Origin of the sequence: Shimia abyssi (assembly GCF_003014475.1) — a bacterium.
Lineage (GTDB): Bacteria > Pseudomonadota > Alphaproteobacteria > Rhodobacterales > Rhodobacteraceae > Shimia > Shimia abyssi.
Window position 1 is genome coordinate 89,850 of record NZ_PYGJ01000007.1, and the last position, 23,080, is coordinate 112,929.

Here is a 23,080-nt window from a genome sequence, read left to right on the forward strand (position 1 = left end):
TTTTTCAATAATTTAGCGCGCCGAAAAGTGACGCCGGGGAACCTTAGGGCGCAGAATTCACGCTGATTTCTGACCAAATGATTCGGCGTGGGCTGGTGGTTTTGACAGGCTTGAGATGGCAAAAGCGGGCGACGCCGCAAGGGCGCGCCCGCTTTCACGGTCATGCCCACAGAGCCACGCGCAGTGTGGGCATGATTTGGGTGTTAGTTGCCGCCCAATGTGAGGATGACCGGGCAATGATCGCTGAGGCGGTACCGACCGCGACCGGCGTATTCGGGGAACTGGGTCGGGTCGTCATACGCGTCATAGCCGATTTTGCGCGCAGTGCTCATCTGTGCTTCGGACACCAGACGGTCATTGGCGATGATCATGTCGATATGGCTGACATGGCGACCGTCATGGTTGGGCCAGCAGACATCGTCAGGATCCGAAGGCCCTTTGACCAGCGGGGCACCTTTGCCGTCGTTAAGATCGCGCCAGACGTCATCCGCACTCGCGCCGGTGCCGTCGGTGGCGTTGAGTTGGCGGTTGAAGTCGCCAAGGATGACCACGTTGCGGCCCCGGTCGCCTTGCATGTCGATCCAGTTTTCAAGGATCTCGACCTGTGCGGCGAGGGTGCGGCAGGGGTAGCGCTGCCAAGCCTGATCGTGACTTTCGTCGATATTGCCGTCGATTTTTCCGGTGTGACAGATCGATTTCATATGCACGTTGAGCAGTGAAATGGGTTTGTCGTTCAGGGTCAGCTCGACGCTCATGGCGGATCGGGTTGCGCGATCCTGTCCCAGCCCGGTGCGTTTGTCGAATTCGAAATGCGTGAGTGAGAGCGCATCGACGGTGGACACTTTGGGCCGGTGTGGGAAGCGCTGTTTAGAGATCGCCAACGCGTTATAGATGCCGCGCCGGTCCGGGGCGTTATGCTCGGTGCCGGGTTGGTAACGGTCGGACAGGATCAGGTGATATTTGTCCGCCGGGAAGATGCGCGAGAGTGCCAGTGGTGAGCCGATTTCCTGAAGCGCTATGATGTCGGCAGCACCAAGTGAGGTTGCGGCAAAGTCGCGGAGCCGTGTAAAATCCACGTCTTCGCGAGCCGCAGCACGCATCCGCAAGGGTTCGCCCGATTGGTGATGCAGGTTGGCGATATTCCATGTGGCAATGGTAAGTTCGCCGTCTATCGCATCATAGGGTGCATAGGCCGGGGTCACATCGCTGGTTTTGTCTTTGAGGTCGTTGCGGATTTGTGTCGTGTTGACCCAAGCGCGGTATTTGGCGACGCCCAGCGCGGCTTGTAGTGAGTAATCAAGGCTTTGGGTGCCTGCCACAAAGGGTTCGTCAGAGTTGAGGTTGCGGAAGAAGGGGCGAAGTGCCTCGTTCGAGGCGCCCTCGTCCACGACAAACGGGATGTAGCGCAGCCAATCGGGTTCGGCACGGCCAAAGTCGACCGCGCGGCCATGACAGGCAAGGCAAGTTGAGCGGTGATTGTCGACCGGGCCATTCATGCGCCCGTCACGCCCCAGATGCGGGGGATGGCCGCTCATGGTGCGGATATTGGCGAACATGGTGGTGACATCGTCATTCAGCCAATGTTGGACCGGGGCCGGGTTTGAGGTGCCCTGCGGCGGGGTGGGACCAGCAAAGGATTGCGGGTCGTTGCCCCATTGGATGCCGATGGGCACCATGCGGTCGCGCCAGCGGGATTGTTCACAAGTGGCGACATCGCTGGAGACCTGATCACAGCGGGGGCTGGTTTCGATGGCCCCGTTATAGAGGTAGCTGCCCATGGCCCAGCCGACGAGGTCGTCGTTGGGGGCGGGGTATTGGCCGTCGGTCAGGCGGGCGTCTTTGACCAGCACGTCGATCTGCATCAGGCGCGCCTTGACGATTTTTTTGCCATCGTGGATATCCCATGTTTTGGCATAACGCAGATAGGGCACCTGTTCGGGCGCGGCGAGCGAGAACAGGAGCTTGACCGCGACGGTGCCGTCATCAAAGGCAAAGTCCTTGGTTTTTGGATAGGCGCGGTCCTCGCCCCAGATGCGGTGAAAGCCATGACCGCCGACATCGTTATACATGCTAACCGCCCAGTTGGCGGTGCGTGTGGTCTGGCTGGGGTGCAGTTCGCCCAGACGCGAGCTGCGTTCACGGGTAAGGCCATGCATGGGTTCGCGCAGGTCGTGCATCCAAGGAGCGTGGAACCAGCCGCATTGCGTGCCGTCCCAGTCGACATAGTCGCTGCCGCAGGACTGCATGGCATAGTTCAGCACGCTGTCGAGATAGGCTTGGGGCTGGGTGATGGGGTCAAGGGCGAGCCACGGGTAATTCTGTGGTTCGGGTTTGGTTTTGGGGAAATTCACGTTAGGCCGGAATTTCGACGGGGTGCTTTCCTGTGGGGATATGGCGCGGTGGCATTTGTTGAACTCGACCTGCGCGGAGTTTTCGAACCACGTTTGGATCAGTTGCCCCACCTCGTGACCTGGCGTGCCCTGTGGCCATGCCGGAAAGGCGGGCGCGTTGGCCTGGCTGCATTCCAGTTTTTGTGGATCCTGCGCCCAAGCTGCGGAAGGCGCCAAAATTGCGCCCGCAAACAGCGTGGTGAGGCCAAGTAAGAGAGCGCCAGACAGGCGCGGGCGGCTGAATGAACGGAGTGAAAGTGTCACGAACGTATCCCTTCATGGCGTGGCGCGGGTGTGCGCCGCTGCTGAATGATTTTATTGTCGGTTTGCCGGTCGGCGGAAAACGGCCCTGCTCAGGTGATGTTGTGTTTGTTGAACACATCGATGATCGCGTCCGCCACGCGCGTTGCGTGCGCGGGTTGATGACGTTCGTCAAAATAGAGCGAGAATGAGCGTTTGAGATAACTCTCGGCATTGGGGCAGCTGACTTGGGTATAGTCATAGAACCCATTTGTGACATCGTTGGGATAAAGCGTCTGTGCCACGAGTTCGGCGGGCCAGATGCCTTGGGTGTTGTGAGAAAAATTGCGGTTGGTGAAGACGTCGTATTTGTACATCGGTTGATCCTTGTACGAATAAGAGGTCGAAAAGCGCACACCCAGATCGCTGGCGACAATTTGGTTGATCGCCCTGACGGCGGCGACGCGGGTGGCGCGGTCATATTCGTTCTTGGTTGCGAACATGTGAAAGAAGAAGGTGGGATACGCGCCGGGCAGATGGGTTTGAGGGGTGAGACCGGCCTGTGCCAGACGGCGGTCAAGCTCGACACCAAAGGCATTGCGGCTGGCGGCGAAATCTTCGAGTTTGGGCAGCTGGGCCAGCAGCATTGCACCTTGGATTTCGCTCATTCTAAGGCTGAGACCGACGCCCTTGTATTTGCCGTGTTCCGTATCGCTGCCTTGACCCAAACGGTCGCGGTGTTTGTCCGAAAAGCTGTGGCAGCGCAGGCGGTTCACTTCGGTTTGCAAAAGCACAAAGCCGCCTTCGCCCACTGAGATGTGTTTCTGGCTGTTGAGGCTGAAACAACCCGCATCGCCCAATGTGCCAAGCGGCTGGCCGTTTAGTGTAGCACCGAGACCCTGCGCGACATCTTCGATGATCATGATGTCCGTGCGGCCAATGTCTGTGAGCATGGTACGAATGCCGGGAATATCGACCGGTGTGCCGGTCAGATGCACCGCGATCACGGCACCGGTGCGCGGCGTGATGACATCGCGCACGGTTTGTGGCGTGATCAGGCCTGATGCTGGGTCAACATCGGCAAAAACCGGGATGTTGTTGTTCACGATCACGGGCGAGATGGTGCCCATATCGGTCATGGGCGGGACAATCACCTCGCTTCCGGCGGCGACTTGCAGGCCGCCAAGGGCAACATGAATGCTGGCCGTGCCAGAGGAAGTGGGAACGATAAACGGGGCGGTATCGGGGCTGGTGGAACCGAAATATTCTTCCACCGCGCGGTTGGCTTCGATCATGAAGCTGCGCGGACGGGTGGTTGACGGGTAGCTGTAGGGCCACAGATCCTGGCTGTTGAGTGCCTGTGTGACAAGATCGGCCTCTTCGGATCCGAAACGACTTCTGCCTTTGATCATGAGTTGTCTCCCTGTTTTGGTTGTCTTGCAGCTGGGCTGTCTGGGCATTATTCGATTTGGTTCAATTCGCGGTTTGGCGCGGTGGCGCGTTATGAGCCAACGCCGTTACTGAATGGCTTCGATGATGGGTAATCGGCGCAATGTGTTGACCGGGTAGCTGGGTTCGAGCATCGTTTTCACCCGGAAATCGGGTTCGACGCGGCGCATGGCAGACACGGCGATATCAACGCCGGACTGATCGCCAAGTTGATGGGCTAACACCACTTCGTAGCGGCGCGGCGAGACAAATTCCGGCACAAACGCCACGCTGGAGCGGGCATGGCGCAATGCGGTGTCGTAATTGCGCAGCGCGGTTGCGGCCATGGCGGCAAAATGGTGGAAATAGAATTCATACGCGCCGCCCTTGGCCAGATCGATGGCCTGTTGCGCGACGGCGTATCCTTCGGTCAGGTGGCCGTTGAACGTAAGTGAATTGGACAGAAGGGCGCGGGCGAGCGGATCGGAGGGATCGATTTCCACGGCGCGCTGCGCCTTGATCATGGGTTCGACGGTGCTACCCTGGTTGACATAGTCGAGCTGTGACGAAAACGCCTGAACAATGCCGTTTTCGGGGGCCTGTCGCAGAGCTTCGAGAGAGAGTTCCTCTGAGCTGACCGGATCAGCAAATATGTCGTCATTTCGGTGCTGAAAGAACGCTGTATTGCGTAGAAACCCGCGCCACGCCAGAAATTCGCCGCGCGGCTCAAGTTCGTAGGCGCGGGTCAGGTACTGATCCGCCTTGGAGAGGCTTTCCCTGTCCAACCTGAAGGTGAGTTTCTTGGCCTCGTTAGCGAGGATCAGCGCCTCGGCAGTGCTGCCCACGGGCAACCCGCCAAACGCGAGTCCGTCAAGCAGGTTTTCAACAACCTGTCCCACCATGCGGCCAATTTCGGGGGCCACATGAATGCGGGTGATATCAGCGGGTACAACCGCGCTTTTGAGCCAGAACCGCCGCCCCAACACACCGCTGTCCATTTGCACACCAAGATAGATGTCGTCGCTTTGGGCGATGCTGACAATGCGCACGACAACCGTGTTTTCGCTGGGCGTGATTGGCCCGTTGGACCCAATCGCAGGTGCTTCATCGACGCCCAAACAGCGGAAGATCCCGTATTGATCGAGTTTCTGATGCAGTCGTTCCGAGAGGATGAGCGAGGCCACAGAAGCGACCGGGTTGCCCTTGTCCTGACGGTCAAATACCACCGTGCAGTGGGTGGCCTGAACCGGGTTCGCGGCGGGCGCGAGCAACAGGCCCGGCTGCGGTGGACGGGTCGGTGGCGCGAAGTCTGCTGTGGCCTCGGGGCGGTTGGCAAAGTATTGACGTTGCTCGCGCAACCAGTCGTCAAAAGCGTCGTCGGCAATGTCGAGACCTTGCAGAAGATCCTCGTGCGGTGGCTGGGCGAGACCGGAAAGGTGATCAAATTCGAACCTGTTACCCTCCAGCCAGATATCGATCTTGTCCGATTGGATTGCGGTTCCCAGAATGCGTTTCAGACGCGCCAATTCCTGACGCAGGCTACTGGCTCCCTGAGGGCCTTCGCTTTCAGACCAGAGCTGAGCCTGAAGCCACTTGCGAGACTGACGGTGACCATCGCTGAGGGCCAGCATGGCGAGGAGCGCGCATGACTTTCGTACTGTCGGTCTGATCGACCGACCGCCAGGTTCCAGAAGATCGAAAGGTCCCCATACCTTTATGCGATACCGCAAAACGAACACATCTTTTCCATGCCCAGCGCAAATTTCGTGCCTCGTTTCGGAACGCGCGCTGTAACCTGTTTCACAACCAAAGCGATTAGAGGTCAGATCAACCGACGTGTCAATTTTTTGAGGTAGTCGCCGTTGATTTTGCCCAATCACAACCAGAGGATGCCGAGCGGGACCCATGGAACGCACCATAGCAGCGTCGCCGGAAGATGGCACATATGTCATTGCGGATCGGATTAGCGGCATTCCGGGCACCTTGGACATTTGAAGCGTTCGGGATCGAATCAGTGAAAACAAGATGAGTGTGGACCGCCCAGCGTGATCGCAGCGTTAAATGTATCTTAAGAAATTGGCGGCGGATGCGTTGGATGTGCTTAAGCCGACTCGGGCAGTCCTTGTCCCTATTGATGGCTTGGCAGGGATGGTCGTTTGGAATGGCACTCGACCTATTCCGTTTTGACATGTTTGCATTCCACAATTTCCTTACTTTCCCTCTCTGTTTGCGAGTGGGTTTCGATTAACGTGCGCATCAACACCGCGCACCATTGCGAAATGGCAAGTTTGGACAATGAACCGCTGAACGGCGCGACACACCCACTCGGGCCAGAAGATTTAATCGGGCACAGCCCAAATTCCGGGTTCTCAAAGGGGGTTCACCGGAAACCGATGAGAAAAGGAATGAACATGACGCTGAGCGCAAAAGATCAACCTGACCTGTCGACCTTTGACTGGGAAGATCCGTTTCGGCTGGAACGCCAGCTGAACGAAGACGAGCGTATGGTGCGTGACAGCGCGCGGGCCTTTGCGCAAGAGGCGCTGCAACCGCGTGTGGCGGACGCCTATCGCAACGAAACCGCCGATCCGGGTATCTTTTCAGAGATGGGTGCCATGGGATTGCTGGGCACGACCATCCCAGAGGAATATGGCGGGCTGGGCGCGGGCTATGTGACCTATGGTCTGGTCGCGCGCGAGATTGAGCGGGTGGATTCCGGGTATCGGTCAATGATGTCGGTGCAGTCGTCATTGGTGATGTATCCGATCTATGCCTATGGCAGCGAGGAGCAGCGGCAGAAATATCTGCCCAAGCTGGCGAGCGGCGAGTGGATCGGCTGTTTTGGCCTGACCGAACCGGATGCAGGGTCTGATCCGGGCGGCATGAAGACACGGGCCAAAAAGGTGCAAGGCGGCTATGTGCTTAACGGGTCCAAGATGTGGATTTCCAATTCGCCGTTTGCGGATGTGTTTGTGGTCTGGGCCAAGTCAGACGCGCATGACGGCAAAATCCGGGGCTTTGTGCTTGATAAGGGCACCAAGGGGCTGAGCGCGCCAAAAATCGGTGGCAAGCTGAGCCTGCGAGCGTCGACCACGGGTGAGATTGTGCTGGACAATGTCGAGGTGGGCGAAGATGCGCTGCTGCCGAATGTGCAAGGGTTGAAGGGGCCGTTTGGCTGTTTGAACCGCGCGCGCTATGGCATTGCGTGGGGCGTTATGGGCGCGGCGGAATTCTGTTGGCACGGTGCGCGGCAATACGGGCTGGATCGCAAACAGTTTGGCAAACCGCTGGCGCAGACGCAGCTGTTCCAGAAAAAGCTGGCCGATATGCAGACCGAGATTGCGCTGGGCCTTCAGGCGGCGCTAGCGGTGGGGCGCCTGATGGATGACGCGAATGCGGCACCTGAGATGATCAGCCTGATCAAGCGCAACAATTGCGGTAAAGCGCTGGAGATTGCGCGCCACGCACGAGATATGCATGGCGGCAACGGTATTTCCGAGGAGTTCCAGGTTATTCGGCACATGATGAACCTGGAGACCGTGAACACCTATGAGGGCACGCATGACATTCATGCGCTGATCCTTGGGCGTGCGCAAACCGGGTTACAGGCCTTTTTCTGAGTGAGCATTGAGTAGGTACTATGGATCGCGCTGACGTTATTGACGCAGCCTTTCGCGATGGGGTCGCGACGGGGAATTTGCCGAGCGGCGCCGCTGCGGCGGGGCCGCTGAGCCGCGAGGGGGCGATTGCCATCTTTCGCGCGCAGTGCCTGAGCCGCAATCTGGATCGACGTTCGCGCAAGATGCAGGCGGCGGGCCAAGGGTACTATACCATTGGCTCGTCCGGGCATGAGGGCATGGCAGGGGTTGCCGCCGCACTGCGCCCGGATGACATGGCGTTTCTGCATTATCGGGACGGTGCGTTTCAGACCATGCGATCCAGTCAGGTGCCCGGTGTGACGCCGACATGGGATATGCTGCTGAGCTTTGCCACGTCGGTCGAAGACCCGATGTCGGGCGGGCGGCACAAGGTGCTGGGCTCTCGTGCGCTGAATATCCCGCCGCAGACCTCGACCATTGCCAGTCACTTGCCCAAGGCGGTTGGGACGGCCTATTCCATCGGCTTGGCCAAGCGGCACCGCCCGGAACATGCGGTGCTGGCCGATGACGGGATTGTCATGTGCTCCTTTGGCGATGCGTCGTCGAACCATTCGACCGCGCAGGGCGCGATTAATGCGGCGTGCTGGACATCGTATCAGTCGGTACCATTGCCGTTGTTGTTCGTGTGCGAAGACAATGGAATTGGTATTTCGGTACGCACTCCGCGTGGATGGGTTGCGGCGAATTACGCGCAAAAGCCGGGGTTGAAGTATTTTCGCGCCAATGGGCTGGACCTGTTTGACACGTATCGGGCGGCGCAGGCGGCGGCGGACTATGTGCGCACACAGCGCAAGCCGGCGTTTCTGCATCTGTCGCTGGTGCGTTTGTATGGTCATGCCGGTTCGGACATGCAGCAGACCTATCTGGACAAGGACATTTTTGAGGGCTGGGAAGCGGATGATCCGTTGCTGCATTCCGCGCGGTTGCTCATCGACAGCGGGGCGTTGAGTGCGGAGGAGGTGCTGGGAATTTATGACGCGGCAGAGGCGCAATGCGCGCGGGTGGCCGAAGAGGTGGTCACACGTCCACGGCTGAAAACGGCAAACGATGTCATGGCATCCATTGTGCCGCCGAAACGCGCCTGTGCCCCTACAAACGGCCCGTCAGAGGCGGCCCGCGCCGAGGTGTTTGGCGGCGATCTAAAGGCGATGACAAGTCCGCAGCCCATGTCGCGATTGCTGAATTGGGCGATGAATGATTTGATGCTGGCCCACCCCGAGATCGCCTGTATGGGCGAGGATGTGGGCCGCAAGGGCGGTGTTTACGGTGTCACACAGAAATTGCAGGCGCGGTTTGGCGAAGACCGGGTGATCGACACACTGTTGGATGAGCAGTCGATTTTGGGGCTGGCGATGGGCATGGCGCACAATGGGTTTGTGCCAATCCCCGAGGTTCAGTTTTTGGCCTATCTGCACAATGCCGAAGACCAGATCCGGGGCGAGGCGGCGACGTTGTCGTTCTTTTCCAATGGGCAGTTCACCAATCCGATGGTGCTGCGCATTGCCGGGCTGGGTTATCAAAAAGGGTTTGGCGGGCATTTCCACAATGACAATTCACTGGGTGTGTTACGCGATATTCCCGGTGTGATCGTGGCGGTGCCGTCGGACGGTGCGGACGGCGCGAGGATGCTGCGGGAATGCGTGCGGCTGGCGCGCGAGGAGCAGCGGGTTGTCGTGTTTGTCGAGCCGATTGCGCTGTATCCGATGCGGGATTTGCATGGCGACAAGGATGGCGGCTGGATGCGGACCTATCCCGCCCCGGACGAGCGGATTGGCTTGGGTGAAGTTGGTGTGAGCGGCGACGGGCCGCTGGCGATTGTGACTTATGGCAACGGGCGTTACCTGTCGGAGCAGGCGGCGCCAATCCTGCGCGAACGGGGCATTGAGACGCGGATTATCGACATCCGCTGGCTGGCACCGTTGCCTGCGGAGGGGATCGTCGCAGCGCTGGACGGGGCCGAAAAAGTGCTGGTGGTAGACGAGTGTCGCCGGTCGGGGAATGTGTCCGAAGGGCTGGTCACTCTGCTGAACGAGCGCTGTGATCTACCGGTGGCGCGATTGGCCGCAGAAGACAGCTTTATTGCCACCGGTCCGGCCTATGCCGCGACCATGCCGTCGCGCGACAGCATCGTGGACGCTGTGCACAGCTTTTGGATGGGCGAATGACCAAAGAACGTATCGTTGTCGTTGCGCCGGGTCGCGGCACCTATAACAAGGCCGAGCTGGGCGTGATTGCTCGCCAACATGGCGATAAGGTCGGGTTGTTGGCACAGTTTGATGCGTATCGCGCAGCACTTGGTCAGGAGACGGTGAGCGCGCTGGACGGGGCCGCGCGCTATGTCGGCTCAAAACACACACGCGGAGACAATGCCTCTGCCTTGATCTACGCCGCGTCGCTGTTTGATTTTTTATCAATCGATCGGGATCGTTACGAGATTTTGGCGGTTACTGGCAATTCGATGGGCTGGTACACGGCGCTGGCCTGTGGTGGGGCGCTGGATGCGATGGGCGGGCTGGAGGTGGTGAACACCATGGGCACGCTGATGCAGGAGCGGCTGATTGGTGGGCAGCTGATCTATCCGTTTGTGGATGAGGATTGGCGCGCGATCCCCGGTGAACGCGCGCGGATCGAGGCCAAGATGGTCGATATTGACGGGCGCGCGGGGCATGATCTGGCGTTGTCGATCGATCTGGGCGGGATGCTGGTTTTGGCGGGCAATGCCGAGGGGCTGGCCGCGTATGAACGCGAGATGCCTGTGCGCCAAGAGCGGTTTCCAATGCGATTGCAGAACCACGCGGCGTTTCACACGACCTTGCAGGCACCGGTTGCACAGGATGGGCGCGCGCGGCTGCCTGCATCACTGTTTTCGCAGCCAAACGTGGCGTTGATCGACGGGCGCGGCGCGTTATGGCAACCGGGAGCCTGCGATCTGGAAGCACTGTGGGCTTATACGTTGGGTCATCAGGTGGTGGCGCCGTATGACCTGTCTGCCGCGCTGCGCACGGCGGCGCGCGAGCTGATGCCGGATGCGTTTGTGGTGCTGGGGCCGGGCACGACGCTGGGCGGGTCTGTGGCGCAGTCACTGATCCGGTGGGGATGGCGTGGCTGGGACGGTAAGCGCGATTTCCAAGTTGCGCAGTCCGAGGCGGTGCGGCTGCGGTCTATGGGGATTGCTGAACAGCGGGCATTGGTGGTGTGAACCCGGCCATTTTAGTGCGTTGCGCACACTCTGTCGTGCCGGGACAATCCCGCGTATTTTGAGACTTTTGCTTTTTGGCTGCGTTTGCCCCTGTCCGGTGATGCGGGCGCTTGAACCCCGGTGGACAATCGCGATACCATCGGGTCGAGCAATAAGGAAAATCACTAGTGTCCAACGATAATCGCTCTCTGACCCTGCGCGACGTTTCCGAAGCTTCTGGGGTATCCGAAATGACTGTCAGCCGAGTTCTCCGCAATCGTGGGGACGTTTCGGAGGCGACGCGCGAACGGGTGTTGGCGGCGGCCAAGGAGCTGGGTTACGTGCCCAACAAGATCGCCGGGGCATTGGCAAGCCAGCGGGTGAACCTGGTGGCAGTGATCATTCCATCGCTGTCCAACATGGTGTTTCCCGAGGTGCTGACCGGGATTAGCCAAATTTTGGAAGACACGGAGCTGCAACCGGTGGTTGGTGTCACCGATTACCTGCCTGAGAAGGAGGAAAAAGTGCTCTATGAGATGCTGTCATGGCGTCCGTCAGGCGTGATCATCGCCGGGCTGGAGCATACCGATGCAGCACGTGCGATGCTGAATGCGAGCGGCATTCCGGTGGTGGAGATCATGGATACGGATGGCGAACCGGTGGATGCGATGGTGGGCATTTCGCACCGCCGCGCCGGGCACGAGATGGCGGCGGCCATTCTGGAAGCGGGTTATCGCAATATCGCGTTTCTGGGCACCAAGATGCCGCTGGATCACCGCGCACGCAAACGGTTTGAGGGTTTTACCGAAACACTGGCCAAGGGTGGCGTTGAGGTGGTGGAGCGCGAGTTTTATTCCGGCGGGTCGGCGCTGGCCAAAGGGCGCGAGATGACCAAGGCGGTTCTGGATCGCAACCCGGATGTTGATTTCATGTATTTCTCTAACGACATGATCGGGGCCGGTGGCATGTTGTATCTGCTGGAGCAAGGCATTGATGTGCCTGGAAAAATCGGGCTGGCCGGATTCAACGGGGTCGAGCTGTTGCAGGGGTTGCCGCGAAAGTTGGCGACGATGGATGCCTGTCGGTTGGAGATTGGCAAGATTGCCGCCGAGATCATCGCCAAACGTGTGACTGGCGACGATAGCAACGCGGCGGTGACGCTGACGCCGAAGATCACCTTTGGGGATACGCTGCTGCGGGATCCGAGCACGTCCGGCGAGGGTTGACGCCCTGTTGGAGGGGGCCAGCCCCCTCTTTTGCCAATTCGGCAAAATTCACCCCCGAAGTATTTCTGGCAAGATGAAGGGGTTTGGTGCGCGCGTGGACAGGTTTGCGGTGTTAGCCGTGATTATTTGTTTTGGTATTTGGCGATACGCGCCTCGGCCGCGCGCAGGGCTTTGCGGAAGTTTGGGCCACCGCGGCGGGCCAGCACCGCGCGGCAATAGCGCGCCAGCATTTTGGGGCGGCGCATTTTTTCCAGCGTGGCCAGCATTTCTTTTTGGTAACGTGGATTTTCGCGGCGGCGACGCAGCAATGTGTAGAATTCATGTGGCGTGAGAGTGCCAGCAACGCAGCCTTCTATCACCGGTTTCAGCACCCCGATTTGCAGCCAGAGTGACGCAATACGGTGGCCCATGAAACGGCAGCGGTATTTCTGGACATTGTCGCCGTGGAACAGGGCCGCGTGCATGGCATCAAGCGGCGCGCGCGGGTCGTAAAAGACATGCACCGCCTGAGCGGAGGCGACCATATCGGGCGCGTAGCCGTAGCGGTCATGGAAATTGCGACGCCATGCCTTGCGATAGCGGGTTTCCCAGCTGGCAACCTCGCGATCCAGCGTAGCCTGAGGTGAGATGCAGATCACGGTGGCGCCAGGGGCCGCAGAAGAGAACACCGCCGATGCATAGGCCCCCATCGAGGCGCCGTAGAAGATGACGTTCTGGAAGCGGTCAAAGAAACCTTCGTCGCGCAAACGGTCAAAGAAATCATGCACATCTGTGTCGCGATACCAGCTCCAGTTATGGGCCATCATGCCCAGCATGGACCAGCCGCGCGAGGTGACAAAATCATAACCCCACGGCATTCGGTCTTCGGCGCGTTCATAAACGTGGTCGAGGTTTTCAAACGTCACGATCAGCGTATCGCCGCGTTCGACGTAGAGCGCGGTGTGCTCTTTGCCCAGCGCTTCGTAAAACCCTTCGGCGGCGCCGATTTTTTGCAGGTTGGCCTGCCATTCGGTTTGGGTTTGCGCCTCTGCGTGGTCCTTCATGGTCATGCGGCCTGTGAGAGTTTCTGGCGGACGTCGTGGTACATTTCGAAGTCCGGGCCAAAGGCGGTTTCGATATTACGTCGGTCTGAGGGGGTCATGCCCTCAATCAGCTCGGCGCTTTTGGATTTATGGCCCAGCGAGGTGCGGGTGTCTTGCACCTGTGGGCGATCGACCTTGAAGATATGGCGCACGATACGGTTCAGCGCGCCGTCAAGATCGGCCATGTCGCCGACAAAATCGTAGTTGATGAAATCATAGGACACCTCAAGCCGTTGGCTGCGCCAGTGGCGGTCAACATCGCGCGCGCCGGGATCCTGGGCCATGATGTCGAGGAATTGGGACAGGGACATGTCGCTGTTTACCGGTCGTTTAAGATAGCGCATCAGTTTGGTTTTTTGTTTGTCGCCCTTGACGATCTTGTCGGCAAAGGACGAGACGGTGCGCGCGACGGGTTCGCGGATGATGGTAAAGCGATAGACCCGGCGGTCGGCCAGCGCCTCGAGCACCTGCGCCATTTTAAGGCCGCGCGGACCGGTCAGAAGCAGCGTGTTGGGCGGGGTGTGCACGGTGTTCATGTCGATACTACCCGTGCCCTCGCCCTTTTGATCCAGAAGGTTGGCCATCAACGTGGCGAGTACAGTTGTGCAGGCGGCCTTGTGGTTTTTCATGTAGAGAAACGGGGCACCAAAGACGGGTATGTTGACCAGTTGCAGAAAGTGGCGCTGGTTTGGGTAATTGTCGAGAATGCGCGGGCGATAGTCCATTTCAACCCTCGTGAAACAGGGTTGGGGCCGATTGGATCAGGCGGTCACGGCATTCCTTGATAAAACTTTTGTCGACAAGGTAATCGCGGGAGATTTTGGTGATCGAAGATTCGCCTTTAAGGGATTCAATCGCGATTTTGGCGCGAAAGTCGGGATCATTGACCGGCGCCTTGTTCTTGACGATCCGGGCCGGGATTGGGGCCGCGTCCGGGTCGATGTCGTGTTTGAGCATGACGTTATGCATGTAAGAGCCGCGTCGGGGGCGGTTGTTTTCCTTTTCCTCAAGGCGTGGTTTCATGCGCCGCGCCCAGAAATGCACTCCGCGCGTGTCCTCGGTGAACCAGTCTTTTTCAAGGTAAAACCGGCTTTGGAACATCTTATTGCGATCCTTGAACGACACCGGATAGAAGGCCGGGATTGGCTCGGCGTATTTGATTTCGCCGGATTCCTTGAGGAAATGCGTCACAGCCGCCGGGCCAGTGAAGCCCCAGTTCTGGGCGGTCATGTGCACGGGTTTTCCGGCGTCTTTCTCGGCCTGAAGCTCGGCCTTTTGCCACGGGCGCAGCCATGGGCCGATGGCGTATTCATCCTTGAAAAACTCCAGCATGGCGTTCAACGCCCTTGAGGTTTTGGGCAAGCCGAGGACGGCGTTACAGACCAGCCCCTCTTTCTCCCAGCCGAACACGGATTTGCGACTATAGTTAAAAGGTTTGTGGCAGTAGATATCGGCGTCGACCCAGATCTTGTCGGTCTTTTTGAGCATATTGAGCCGCCACAGATCGGCATGGATTGCCGGGCTGCCGGTGCGGACATGGCGATACATTGGGTCAGCAGGAAAAATCTCGGCGGCGTCTGCGGTATGAACACCGTCGGGGACGTTTGGGATTTCGTCGTAGCTGTAAAGGGTGGTGTGGTGACCCGCGTCGGCAAAGCTTTTGAGGCAGAGCTGTTCCAGCCAGCTTAACTGGCCACCGATCCAGAGCGATGCAATCTCGGGGAGTTTGGCCATGTCACCTGCCCTTTTGTTCTGGATTTGCAAACAGTTTACCCATTTTTGTGGCGTTTGTCTCTGAATTTTCAGTTAATCGCAATGTCAGTTTCGCGCGGGTCAATGGGCCGTCTCCTGCTTGTCGACGGTAAAGAAGAAGTCATCCGGTAATTCGCGTTCTGTGAGCCAATCGGGGATCACCTCGGGGCCGGCAAGGAACACGTTTGCGCCGAAATGCGGGTGCAACCGCGCGAGGCGTTGCATGCGGTGGCCGGTCAGTTCTTTGTAAAAGCTGGCGTAATTGTCGGTCTCTTTCAGTGCGTCAATTTTGGCGCGGTGCCGATCAACCGAAAAGGCGTGCGCCTCGGCAATTTCGGGATCGGAAAGGAGCCGGTCTTTCTCGGCCTGCATGGCGGGGATCATGCGCTGGATCGAGGTGTCCTGATCCACATTGTTGTTCATGCGGAACCAGTAGGCCAACCCCTGATCGCGGTCGACGTGGTTAACGCGGCCCCGGTCGCGTTTTACCAGAAAACTTTCGGCGGAGCGCACGGCGTAGTGGTTGAGCTGGACCATGTCATAGCCAACTGTCGAAGAGGTCGAGCGCCACGCGTTGCGGTACATATCCTTGGGCAGTGGCGCACCAGAGCCATTGACCCAGTTGATTTCGTTCCACAGTTGCGGGTTCAGCCCTTTGGGGCGGTGCACGCCCAGTTTCTTGAACAGGCCGACATTGCGGAACAGGGTTTTAAAGCCCCAGGCCTGATGCGGTTTGCGGGTGATTTCCGGGGCGCAGCGGGTGAATTGGGCCATGAGCGGATCGTCGGTGTATTCGTGCACGTCCGAGTTGCCAAACAGCCGCCACGTGCAGGAGATCAGGTTGGCATCAGGCACTGCATCGAACAATGCCGTGACGGTGCCGTCGCCCACCTTGATATTGATGAATTCGTCTACGTCCATCGAGATCACCCAATCGGCGTATTTGATCACCTCTTCCTTTTCCCCGGCTTGCAGCGCGGCGTGTTGCGGTTTGAGGCCGGTGCCCTCGAACGGGTTTTCACGGTGCTGGACGTAGCCCTTTTTCTGGAGCAATTGCAGGAAGATGTCGGTGCCGTCGTTGCAATCGTTGGTATAAACCAGCACGTCCTTGACCCCGATGGCGCGGTGATAGGCGAGCCATTCGAGGATAAATGGCCCCTCGTTTTTCATGCAGGTAATGATGGCGACATCATTGCTGTCTGAGGACATTTCCGGCGCGGCGATTTCGGGCATGCGCAGCGCTTTGTGATCAAAAACGTTTGTGGCCATGTCGAGCAGAGTTGCATCTTCGATCAGCGAGGTTTTGGGCACGATCTTGGACACGGAGTCGGCGGGGTGGCGCAGGCCCATGCAGCGGTAGAATTGCACCCATTCGTCCGGTTCTGGAGAGGCCGAGACAATACGCACCATGCGCCAGACGGTGTTAGGGCCGGTGCGGGACGGCGCGACACACCAGCGTTTGCGCAGTTTGGTGGCATCAAACTGGACGCAGATATGGTCGCCATGGGCGGCGGCGTCGCCTTTTCGCACGCGCCACGGGTAACAATTGCGCCCTGCCAGCACGACAGAGCCGGTGGCGGATTTGACCGCGGCGTCGAATACAGTGCGCCCTTTGACGCCCGCGCCGGTGATGTCGGTCAACAGATCGGACACCTCTAACAGGGCAACAGCGCGTGCCGTGTCGAGAAAGCGGCGGCGCATGAGTTCGAAGAGCTGTAATTCGCCCAAGGGGGCGTCCCATGGTGCGGGTTCGGGGATGTCCATCCGATCTTTGCCTGGCGCGTCGGGGGCGTTGAAAGGGTGCGCTTCGGCGGGGAGGTCGGCCTGGCCCAGCGGCATGTCGGAATGGACATGCACCAGTTGTTTCAGCCCGTTGATTTCCTTGGCCCCTTTTTTCAGTTTGCGAGCAAATTTGGCGGCCTCGTCCGGACGGGCGCGATCAACGATCAGCGCGGCTTGCAACGCATGGTGACGCACGTGGTAGCGCAGCCAGTCAAGTACGGCGGACACAGGTTCGCCATTGCGAAAGGCCAGCGCGGTGTTCAACCTGTCAAACAGGTCGGTCTGGGCCGGGGTTGGGACCAGCTGACAGGGCGTGCCGCCCAAAGTCAGTTCGGGCGCGGCGCTGGTATAGTGCAAATCAGCGATCAGGCCATTACCCACGCTGCGCAGATTTTCGAGCCGCGTGTCATTTGCGGCCTCAACACTTTCAGGCGGGGTGTCCGTGGCGAGATACGCGTAGGCGTGGCCCGGCGCGACCGCGACCGTGTCGATCACGCAGATATCGGCGATCTCCTGATGCGTCAAAAGGATCGTCTGAAAGCCGGGTTTGCCCATCCGTTATTGTGTCCTGCTATTGCCTGCTCTTGGCCCCGGCCTTGGTCAGCCGGTGGGTTTGTTAGCCTGTTGATACCATCGAACCAGTTGTCGCTGCAAATGGTCCGGCAAAACTGCCCCACCTCCGGCGACAAGGATCTGGGTCATAAGGGTTTGATACGCGGGTTGGCTGATCAAGTGGTTAAAACGGGCGCGGTGCCATGCGACCGATTGCGTGTGAAGATCAGCAAGGCCGTCGATGGCCATAAGCCGGTCAAGCGCGGCCGTGGTGGCGGGGCGCATTCGGGCAATGCTCGTGTCTATGACATTGTTAAAGTTGCGTTCGACCCAATAGGCGAGATCAACGGGTTTGTGGGCCCGATTGGGCAGACCACGGTCGCATTTATTCACAAAACCCGCAGCCGAGCGCACAGCGTAGTGGTTCAGCTCAACAAGGTCGCGCGCAACGCCGAGGTCGAACAACGACAGCCGGTGCGGTGTGCGTGCCAGAAAGCCGGACATTGCGTTGCCAGAGCCGTCGACAAAATTTGGCAAGGCGGCCTTGGTCGGGTCTTTTTGGCGGGGGCGGTGCACACCGAGCTGATTGAACGGCCCTTTGGCGCGGAACAGGGTTTTGAACAGGCTGGCGGCGATTGGGAACTGGGTGTCAGGTGGAATGGCGCGGGTGAATTGTTCGGTGACGGGGGCGTCTTGGATCATGGTCACGTTATTATGCCCAAAGAGCCGCCACGGCAGGGCAATGGCGTCTGTGTCATTCGGCACCTTGGCGATCAGGTCAGTGATCGTGTGGTTGCCGGTGTGGATGTTGAGAAATTCGTCAACATCCGAGACCAGTATCCAATCTGCCGTTTTGCGTAGCGGATGGCGCCATGCGGTACGCAGGGCCTGCCATTGGATGCTTTTATTGGGCAGCGGGACTTGGGGGATGTGGGTGACGATGCCCGCGCGATCCAGCGCTTGCAGGATTTCATGGGTGCCGTCATCGCAATCGTTTGACACAACAATGAAATCCGTCACCCCCGCGCCAATGTGATGGGCGATCCATTCCAACAGGTAGGGACCTTCGTTTCGAACCGATGTGACGCTGAGTACCCGCACGATTGCCTGCTTCTTTTGAGCCTTGGCGACAAGGCTAGCACGATGGCTGCGTATCGCCCACTGCAACCTGTCAGCATTGTGCAGGTTGAGTCCTGAAGGTGACACAGGTTTGCCCGCACCCTGCCCGAAGACGCCCGCAAGGGCGGAGGAGGTGCACGCCTAAGGCGCGGCGGCCCATACCTCGACCTCCACCAAAAACTCCGGACGGGTAAAACCAGACACAATCAACAGCGTAGAACTGGGCAATAGGTCGACATCTTCCAGAAACGCATCCCGGGCGGCCATATAGTCGGGAAAATAGTCGCGGTCTGTGACATAGCCCGAAACATGCACAACGTCCTGCGGTGTCATGCCCGCCTCTGCGATGATGTGGCGGATATTGTCAAAACACAGGTCCGCCTGCGCGCGTGCCCCATTAGGCACGCTGCCGTCCTGCGCCAATGCCAGCTGACCAGAGGTGCGCACCACGCGCTGGCCGGGGGCGATTTCCACCCCATGGGAATAGCGTCCAAAGGGCGGCGCGATGGCATCAGGGTTTAGCGGGCGCATGGATTTGTCCTCGTCAACAGGTGCAACAATTTGCGCCGGACCTTGCAATCTGGCGCGCACATTGTAAATTGGTTGCATACTCTGGCACAGACGTAGGGCCACGCAACCACCATTCCGGTGGCGCGTGGCTTTTGTAATTTTAGGCCCCGTTGCCCCGGATTTAACGGATGAAAGGCCGACATATGCAGGGATACTGGACCGATTTTAAAGCGCCGGATTTTCTCGGGCTGCCCGAGAGAACCATTGCCATTTTGCCGCTGGGGGCGACCGAGCAGCACGGACCACATTTGCCTGTGTCGGTGGACAGTGATCTGGCAAGCGCCGTTGCGGATCGCAGCCGTGCGCATTGGCATCCAGAGACAAGCGCGCTGATTCTGCCCACATTGACGATCACCAAAAGCAATGAGCATAGCGCTCATCCTGGTACGCTGTGCCTGTCGGCGGACACGCTGCTGGCCGTGCTGCGCGATCTGGGGGACAGCCTTGCCCGCACGGGCATTTCCCGGCTGGCAATGCTGAACGGGCATGGCGGCAACACGGCGGTGCTTGAAATTGCCTGCCGCGAGATGCGGTTGGCACATAGCATGATCACGGCCCATGGCAGCTGGTTCGGGTTTGCTGAATGGGATGGCGTGGTGGACCCGGAAGATGCGGCGCATGATCTGCATGGAGGAGATACAGAGACCAGCCCGATGCTGGCGGTATCGCCAGACCGGGTGGACATGAGCAAGGCGCAAAATTTCCGCTCTAAGGGCCGAGGTTGGCAAGAAAGCGGGCGCTGGATTGGCCTGAACGGGCAAGCCATGCGTCCCGGCTGGGTGATTGATGATTTGAACGCGTTTGGTGCCTGCGGTGATGCATCTGTGGCGACGGCGGAGAAGGGCGAGGTGCTACTGGGCAGCGCGGCGCGGAATTTTGCCGGGTTCCTGCGGGAGTTTGCACAGTTTGACCCAGCAACGTGAGACCACAGATGACGACGCACCACATGATCGAGAACATTACTGTTCCGCTTGATCTGCTCGGCGGCGACGACGGGTATGTCGGCGCGATCAAAGGCGATTGCCTGCGTGGTGATCTTTTGCTGCGCGACAATTGTGTTGTGGGAATGCAGCCGAGCCAAGCGATCGAGCCAAGCCGCCGCATGTTGTTTCCCGGCCTGATCGAAGCGCATTGTCATCTGGACAAGTGCCACACGATCGACCGGATGGATTTTCGGGGCGGTGATCTGGGAGACGCGATCCGCGCACAACACGCGGACAAGGCGCTGTGGAGCGACGAAGATATCCGCCGACGCGCCCTACTCGGGATCGATGAGGCGATTGCCGCCGGGTGCGTCGCGATACGCAGCCATGTGGACTGGGGCGACGAAGCCCTGCCTCCGCGCAGCTTTGAGGTGCTGTTGGAGGTGGTGCAGGATGTGCCGGTTCATCTGCAACTCGCGACGCTGACGGGCGTTGATCAGATGGCTGATCCGGCGTTTGCCCGAAAGGCCGCCAACGCCATCCCCGAGGGCCATGCGCTGGGCGCGTTTGTGCTGGGACAGGCTGGATTGCGCGACGGGATCGCCAACACATTCCGCGAGGCGGATCGCCGGGGGCTGGCGCTGGATTTCCATGTGGACGAGACGCTGGACACCGCCATGAATGGGCTGGAAGTGATTGCGGATGTGGCCTTGGAAACCGGATTTGACGGGTCGATATTGTGCGGTCATGCGGTGTCACTGGGCCTGAGGGCGCAAACAGATTTTGACCGCATTGCGAGCAAGTTGGCCAACGCCGGGATCGCGATTGTGGCACTTCCGCAGACCAATCTTTACCTACAGGGGCGCGCAGCGCACTTGCCGCAGGGACGCGGATTGACCCCGTTGGATGCATTGGCGCGGGCCGGGGTAAAGGTGGTTCTGGGCACAGATAACGTGCGGGATGCGTTTTGCCCGGTAGGGCGGCACGACCCGCTGCGCGCGCTGGAGCTTGGCATATTGTCAGCCCATCTGGACCCACCGCTTGGGCGATGGATGCGCAGCATCACAACCGACGCCCGCACGGCATTGGGCCTTGGCCCCGCGCCCATCAACGGTGCGCATTTGAACACCCTTCGGATCGCAGATGCGAGCGATCTTTCAGACCTCATCAGCGGCGCAGCGCACAGGCCCGCATCAGAGCTTTTGAAGGAGCCACTTTCATGAACACTTCTATCTCCGGCAAATCCGACCTTGACTGGACCGCCTTTGCCGAGGCGCTTGCCCCGGTTGAGACCATTGCAGAACCTGTGCTGGTCAAGAAACGGTCGCGCGATTTCTTTTGGTATTCGCCGATCCTGAACACCCAGCTGCGGCGCAGTTTTGGCGATCTGGTGGCGGTGCCAAAAACGCCCGCTGAAATGGCGCATTGTCTGGCCATCGCCTATGCCCATGATGCGCCGGTCACGCTGCGCGGTGGGGGGACCGGGAACTATGGGCAGGCGGTACCGTTGAATGGCGGACTGATCATTGAGACCACGTCGATGAACCGCATTCTGGAGATTGGCGAGGGCTATGTCACCGCCGAGGCCGGAGCCAATATCGAAGAGATCAACAATGCCCTGCACGAAAAGGGCTGGGAGCTGGCGATTTTCCCGTCGACACAGGATATCGCCACCATTGGCGGATTTATTGCCGGGGGATCATCCGGCATTGGGTCGGTGGCCCAAGGCATGTTGCGCGACCCCGGCAATATCATTTCGCTTAAGGCGTTATCCGCGACCGAAACCCCCGAAGAGCACCTGTTTGAAGGCGCAGCCGTCAACCATATCCACCATGCATGGGGATTAAACGGGGTAATCACCGAAGTTACGTTACGCACGGTGCCGCATCGCAACTGGATCGGGTGCATGGCCACGTTTGACAGCTATGAAGAGACCTATGCCGCGGGCTATGCGTTGGCCTGTGCGCCGGACATTGCGCGCAAGCTGGTGTCGACTGTGGACGCGCGAATCTGTGCCTATTTCCCACGTCTGGCCGAATATCTGCGCCCGGAAAAACACCTGATGGTGTCGCTGGTGCCAGCTGAGGACATGGACGCCTATCGTGCGTTGATGGCCCAACAAGGCGGGGTTGTTGACCTGGCGATGTCCGAAGCCGAGCTGAAGGCCGCCAAGCTGCCGCACGTGTTTGAGTTCGCCTATAACCACACGACATTGCAGGTGCTGAAGGCGGATCGCTCGGCGACGTATTTGCAGGTGGGATGCCCAACGCCACCCGACGCAAAGGACATCGCAGCGCTGCGTCCGCAACTGGGTGATGACGTCTGGCAACACCATGAATTTGCCCTGTTGGACGGCAATATCGTGACCTTTGATCTGCCGATTATCTGGTACTCGACCCGAGAGCGGTTGACCGAAATCGAAGCCACTTATGAGGCGAATGGCTATCCGATCTATGACGCGCATATTTGCATGGTCGAAGGCGGTGGGCTGAAGAATGCGGATTACAAGCATCTGGCCTGGAAAAAGCGGATGGACCCCAAAGGGTTGCTGAACTCGGCCAAGTCACGGGAGTGGGAAAACGTGCGCGAAAAATCCCCCGAAGAAATCGAAGCGATGGCGGCGTCCTGAAGGCACGTTTCGTAGGGAAAACAGATGGCAAGGTGTCGCCTTTTGATTGAGGAAATTAGCGACACCTTCGCGTAAAGGATAAAGAATTGCATGAATGCGACCCCTTTTTGTCGAATTAGGATCGTTATGGGTCGGAAACGGACCAGAGGAATCGGTGGTTGATGTCGGTTAATCTGCAAATGTATTGGCGTTCCGACGTAACAAAATTACCGTACCCGGTTTCTACTCGATCCTCACTTTCACTCGGTGGCGGATTTTTGAGGGGTTTGGCGGGGCGTTTTGCCGATCCAGTTTCCCGCGCTTCACGATTGGTCAAAAAAGAACAGTTACCTGTTGCAACTGTTCCCGTCGGTGTGGATGATTGTGTTTAGGGGAACTGCTTGGAAGACGTTGATATGCCATGCAAAGCGACGGCACCGACCCAATGGGAACGTGCCGCACGATTGGGGAGACTTACCTGACCGCAGACCTGAAGTGGATGGTTGAACCGTCGCCGCCACACTGTGGGACAGTCCAAAAACACGGGGGCAACCCCTAACAAACGACCAAC

Annotated in this window: 16 protein-coding genes; 7 read left to right on the forward strand and 9 right to left on the reverse strand. The window is 59.0% G+C overall.

Annotated elements, in window-relative coordinates; genetic code table 11:
* Positions 1–203: 203 nt before the first annotated feature.
* From CLV88_RS12555 to CLV88_RS12565, 3 genes are all read right to left on the reverse strand, one after another.
* Positions 204–2,654, reverse strand: a complete 2,451-nt coding sequence (locus tag CLV88_RS12555) for an endonuclease/exonuclease/phosphatase family protein (protein WP_106608755.1) — start codon at positions 2,652–2,654, stop codon at positions 204–206.
* Positions 2,655–2,743: 89 nt separating this feature from the next.
* Positions 2,744–4,042, reverse strand: coding sequence for a DegT/DnrJ/EryC1/StrS family aminotransferase (locus CLV88_RS12560; RefSeq protein ID WP_165798887.1), 1,299 nt, complete (start codon positions 4,040–4,042; stop codon positions 2,744–2,746).
* A 105-nt stretch (positions 4,043–4,147) separates the two neighbouring features.
* Positions 4,148–5,689 (reverse strand): AfsR/SARP family transcriptional regulator, encoded by a 1,542-nt coding sequence (locus CLV88_RS12565; RefSeq protein ID WP_133169960.1) that lies wholly within the window; start codon positions 5,687–5,689, stop codon positions 4,148–4,150.
* Between the two features lie 774 nt (positions 5,690–6,463).
* Here CLV88_RS12565 and CLV88_RS12570 point away from each other — a divergent pair.
* From CLV88_RS12570 to CLV88_RS12585, 4 genes are all read left to right on the forward strand, one after another.
* Positions 6,464–7,678: an acyl-CoA dehydrogenase gene (locus CLV88_RS12570; RefSeq protein WP_106608758.1), complete on the forward strand. Its 1,215-nt coding sequence runs from the start codon at positions 6,464–6,466 to the stop codon at positions 7,676–7,678.
* 20 nt (positions 7,679–7,698) lie between these two features.
* A complete protein-coding gene (locus CLV88_RS12575; protein ID WP_106608759.1) occupies positions 7,699–9,882 on the forward strand; it encodes a dehydrogenase E1 component subunit alpha/beta in 2,184 nt (727 codons plus the stop codon).
* Positions 9,879–10,916: an acyl carrier protein gene (locus tag CLV88_RS12580; protein ID WP_106608760.1), complete on the forward strand. Its 1,038-nt coding sequence runs from the start codon at positions 9,879–9,881 to the stop codon at positions 10,914–10,916. Before CLV88_RS12575 ends, CLV88_RS12580 begins: the two co-directional genes overlap by 4 nt.
* A gap of 167 nt (positions 10,917–11,083) precedes the next feature.
* Positions 11,084–12,121 carry a LacI family DNA-binding transcriptional regulator gene (locus tag CLV88_RS12585; RefSeq protein WP_106608761.1) on the forward strand — a complete coding sequence of 346 codons (1,038 nt, stop codon included), beginning with the start codon at positions 11,084–11,086 and terminating at the stop codon, positions 12,119–12,121.
* A gap of 122 nt (positions 12,122–12,243) precedes the next feature.
* On the opposite strand, the gene CLV88_RS12590 is transcribed toward CLV88_RS12585, so the two are convergent.
* The 6 genes from CLV88_RS12590 to CLV88_RS12615 all read right to left on the reverse strand — a co-directional run bounded on the left by CLV88_RS12590 (position 12,244) and on the right by CLV88_RS12615 (position 18,939).
* Positions 12,244–13,164, reverse strand: a complete 921-nt coding sequence (locus CLV88_RS12590) for an alpha/beta hydrolase (RefSeq protein WP_165798888.1) — start codon at positions 13,162–13,164, stop codon at positions 12,244–12,246.
* A 2-nt stretch (positions 13,165–13,166) separates the two neighbouring features.
* Positions 13,167–13,928 (reverse strand): sulfotransferase family 2 domain-containing protein, encoded by a 762-nt coding sequence (locus CLV88_RS12595; RefSeq protein WP_106608763.1) that lies wholly within the window; start codon positions 13,926–13,928, stop codon positions 13,167–13,169.
* A gap of 1 nt (position 13,929) precedes the next feature.
* Complete coding sequence (locus tag CLV88_RS12600) at positions 13,930–14,937, reverse strand: hypothetical protein (RefSeq protein ID WP_106608764.1); 1,008 nt, start codon at positions 14,935–14,937, stop codon at positions 13,930–13,932.
* A gap of 99 nt (positions 14,938–15,036) precedes the next feature.
* On the reverse strand, positions 15,037–17,292 hold the full coding sequence (locus CLV88_RS12605; RefSeq protein WP_106608765.1) for a glycosyltransferase family 2 protein: 2,256 nt from the start codon (positions 17,290–17,292) through the stop codon (positions 15,037–15,039).
* 45 nt (positions 17,293–17,337) lie between these two features.
* On the reverse strand, positions 17,338–18,495 hold the full coding sequence (locus CLV88_RS12610; RefSeq protein ID WP_106608766.1) for a glycosyltransferase family 2 protein: 1,158 nt from the start codon (positions 18,493–18,495) through the stop codon (positions 17,338–17,340).
* A 54-nt stretch (positions 18,496–18,549) separates the two neighbouring features.
* Positions 18,550–18,939, reverse strand: a complete 390-nt coding sequence (locus tag CLV88_RS12615) for a RidA family protein (RefSeq protein ID WP_106608818.1) — start codon at positions 18,937–18,939, stop codon at positions 18,550–18,552.
* A 167-nt stretch (positions 18,940–19,106) separates the two neighbouring features.
* Here CLV88_RS12615 and CLV88_RS12620 point away from each other — a divergent pair, with 167 nt between their 5' ends.
* From CLV88_RS12620 to CLV88_RS12630, 3 genes are read left to right on the forward strand one after another with little or no spacing between them, the layout of a single operon-like run.
* Positions 19,107–19,901, forward strand: a complete 795-nt coding sequence (locus tag CLV88_RS12620) for a creatininase family protein (RefSeq protein ID WP_243403656.1) — start codon at positions 19,107–19,109, stop codon at positions 19,899–19,901.
* An 8-nt stretch (positions 19,902–19,909) separates the two neighbouring features.
* On the forward strand, positions 19,910–21,124 hold the full coding sequence (locus CLV88_RS12625; protein ID WP_243403657.1) for an amidohydrolase family protein: 1,215 nt from the start codon (positions 19,910–19,912) through the stop codon (positions 21,122–21,124).
* Positions 21,121–22,530 carry an FAD-binding oxidoreductase gene (locus CLV88_RS12630; RefSeq protein ID WP_106608768.1) on the forward strand — a complete coding sequence of 470 codons (1,410 nt, stop codon included), beginning with the start codon at positions 21,121–21,123 and terminating at the stop codon, positions 22,528–22,530. Before CLV88_RS12625 ends, CLV88_RS12630 begins: the two co-directional genes overlap by 4 nt.
* Positions 22,531–23,080 lie beyond the last annotated feature (550 nt).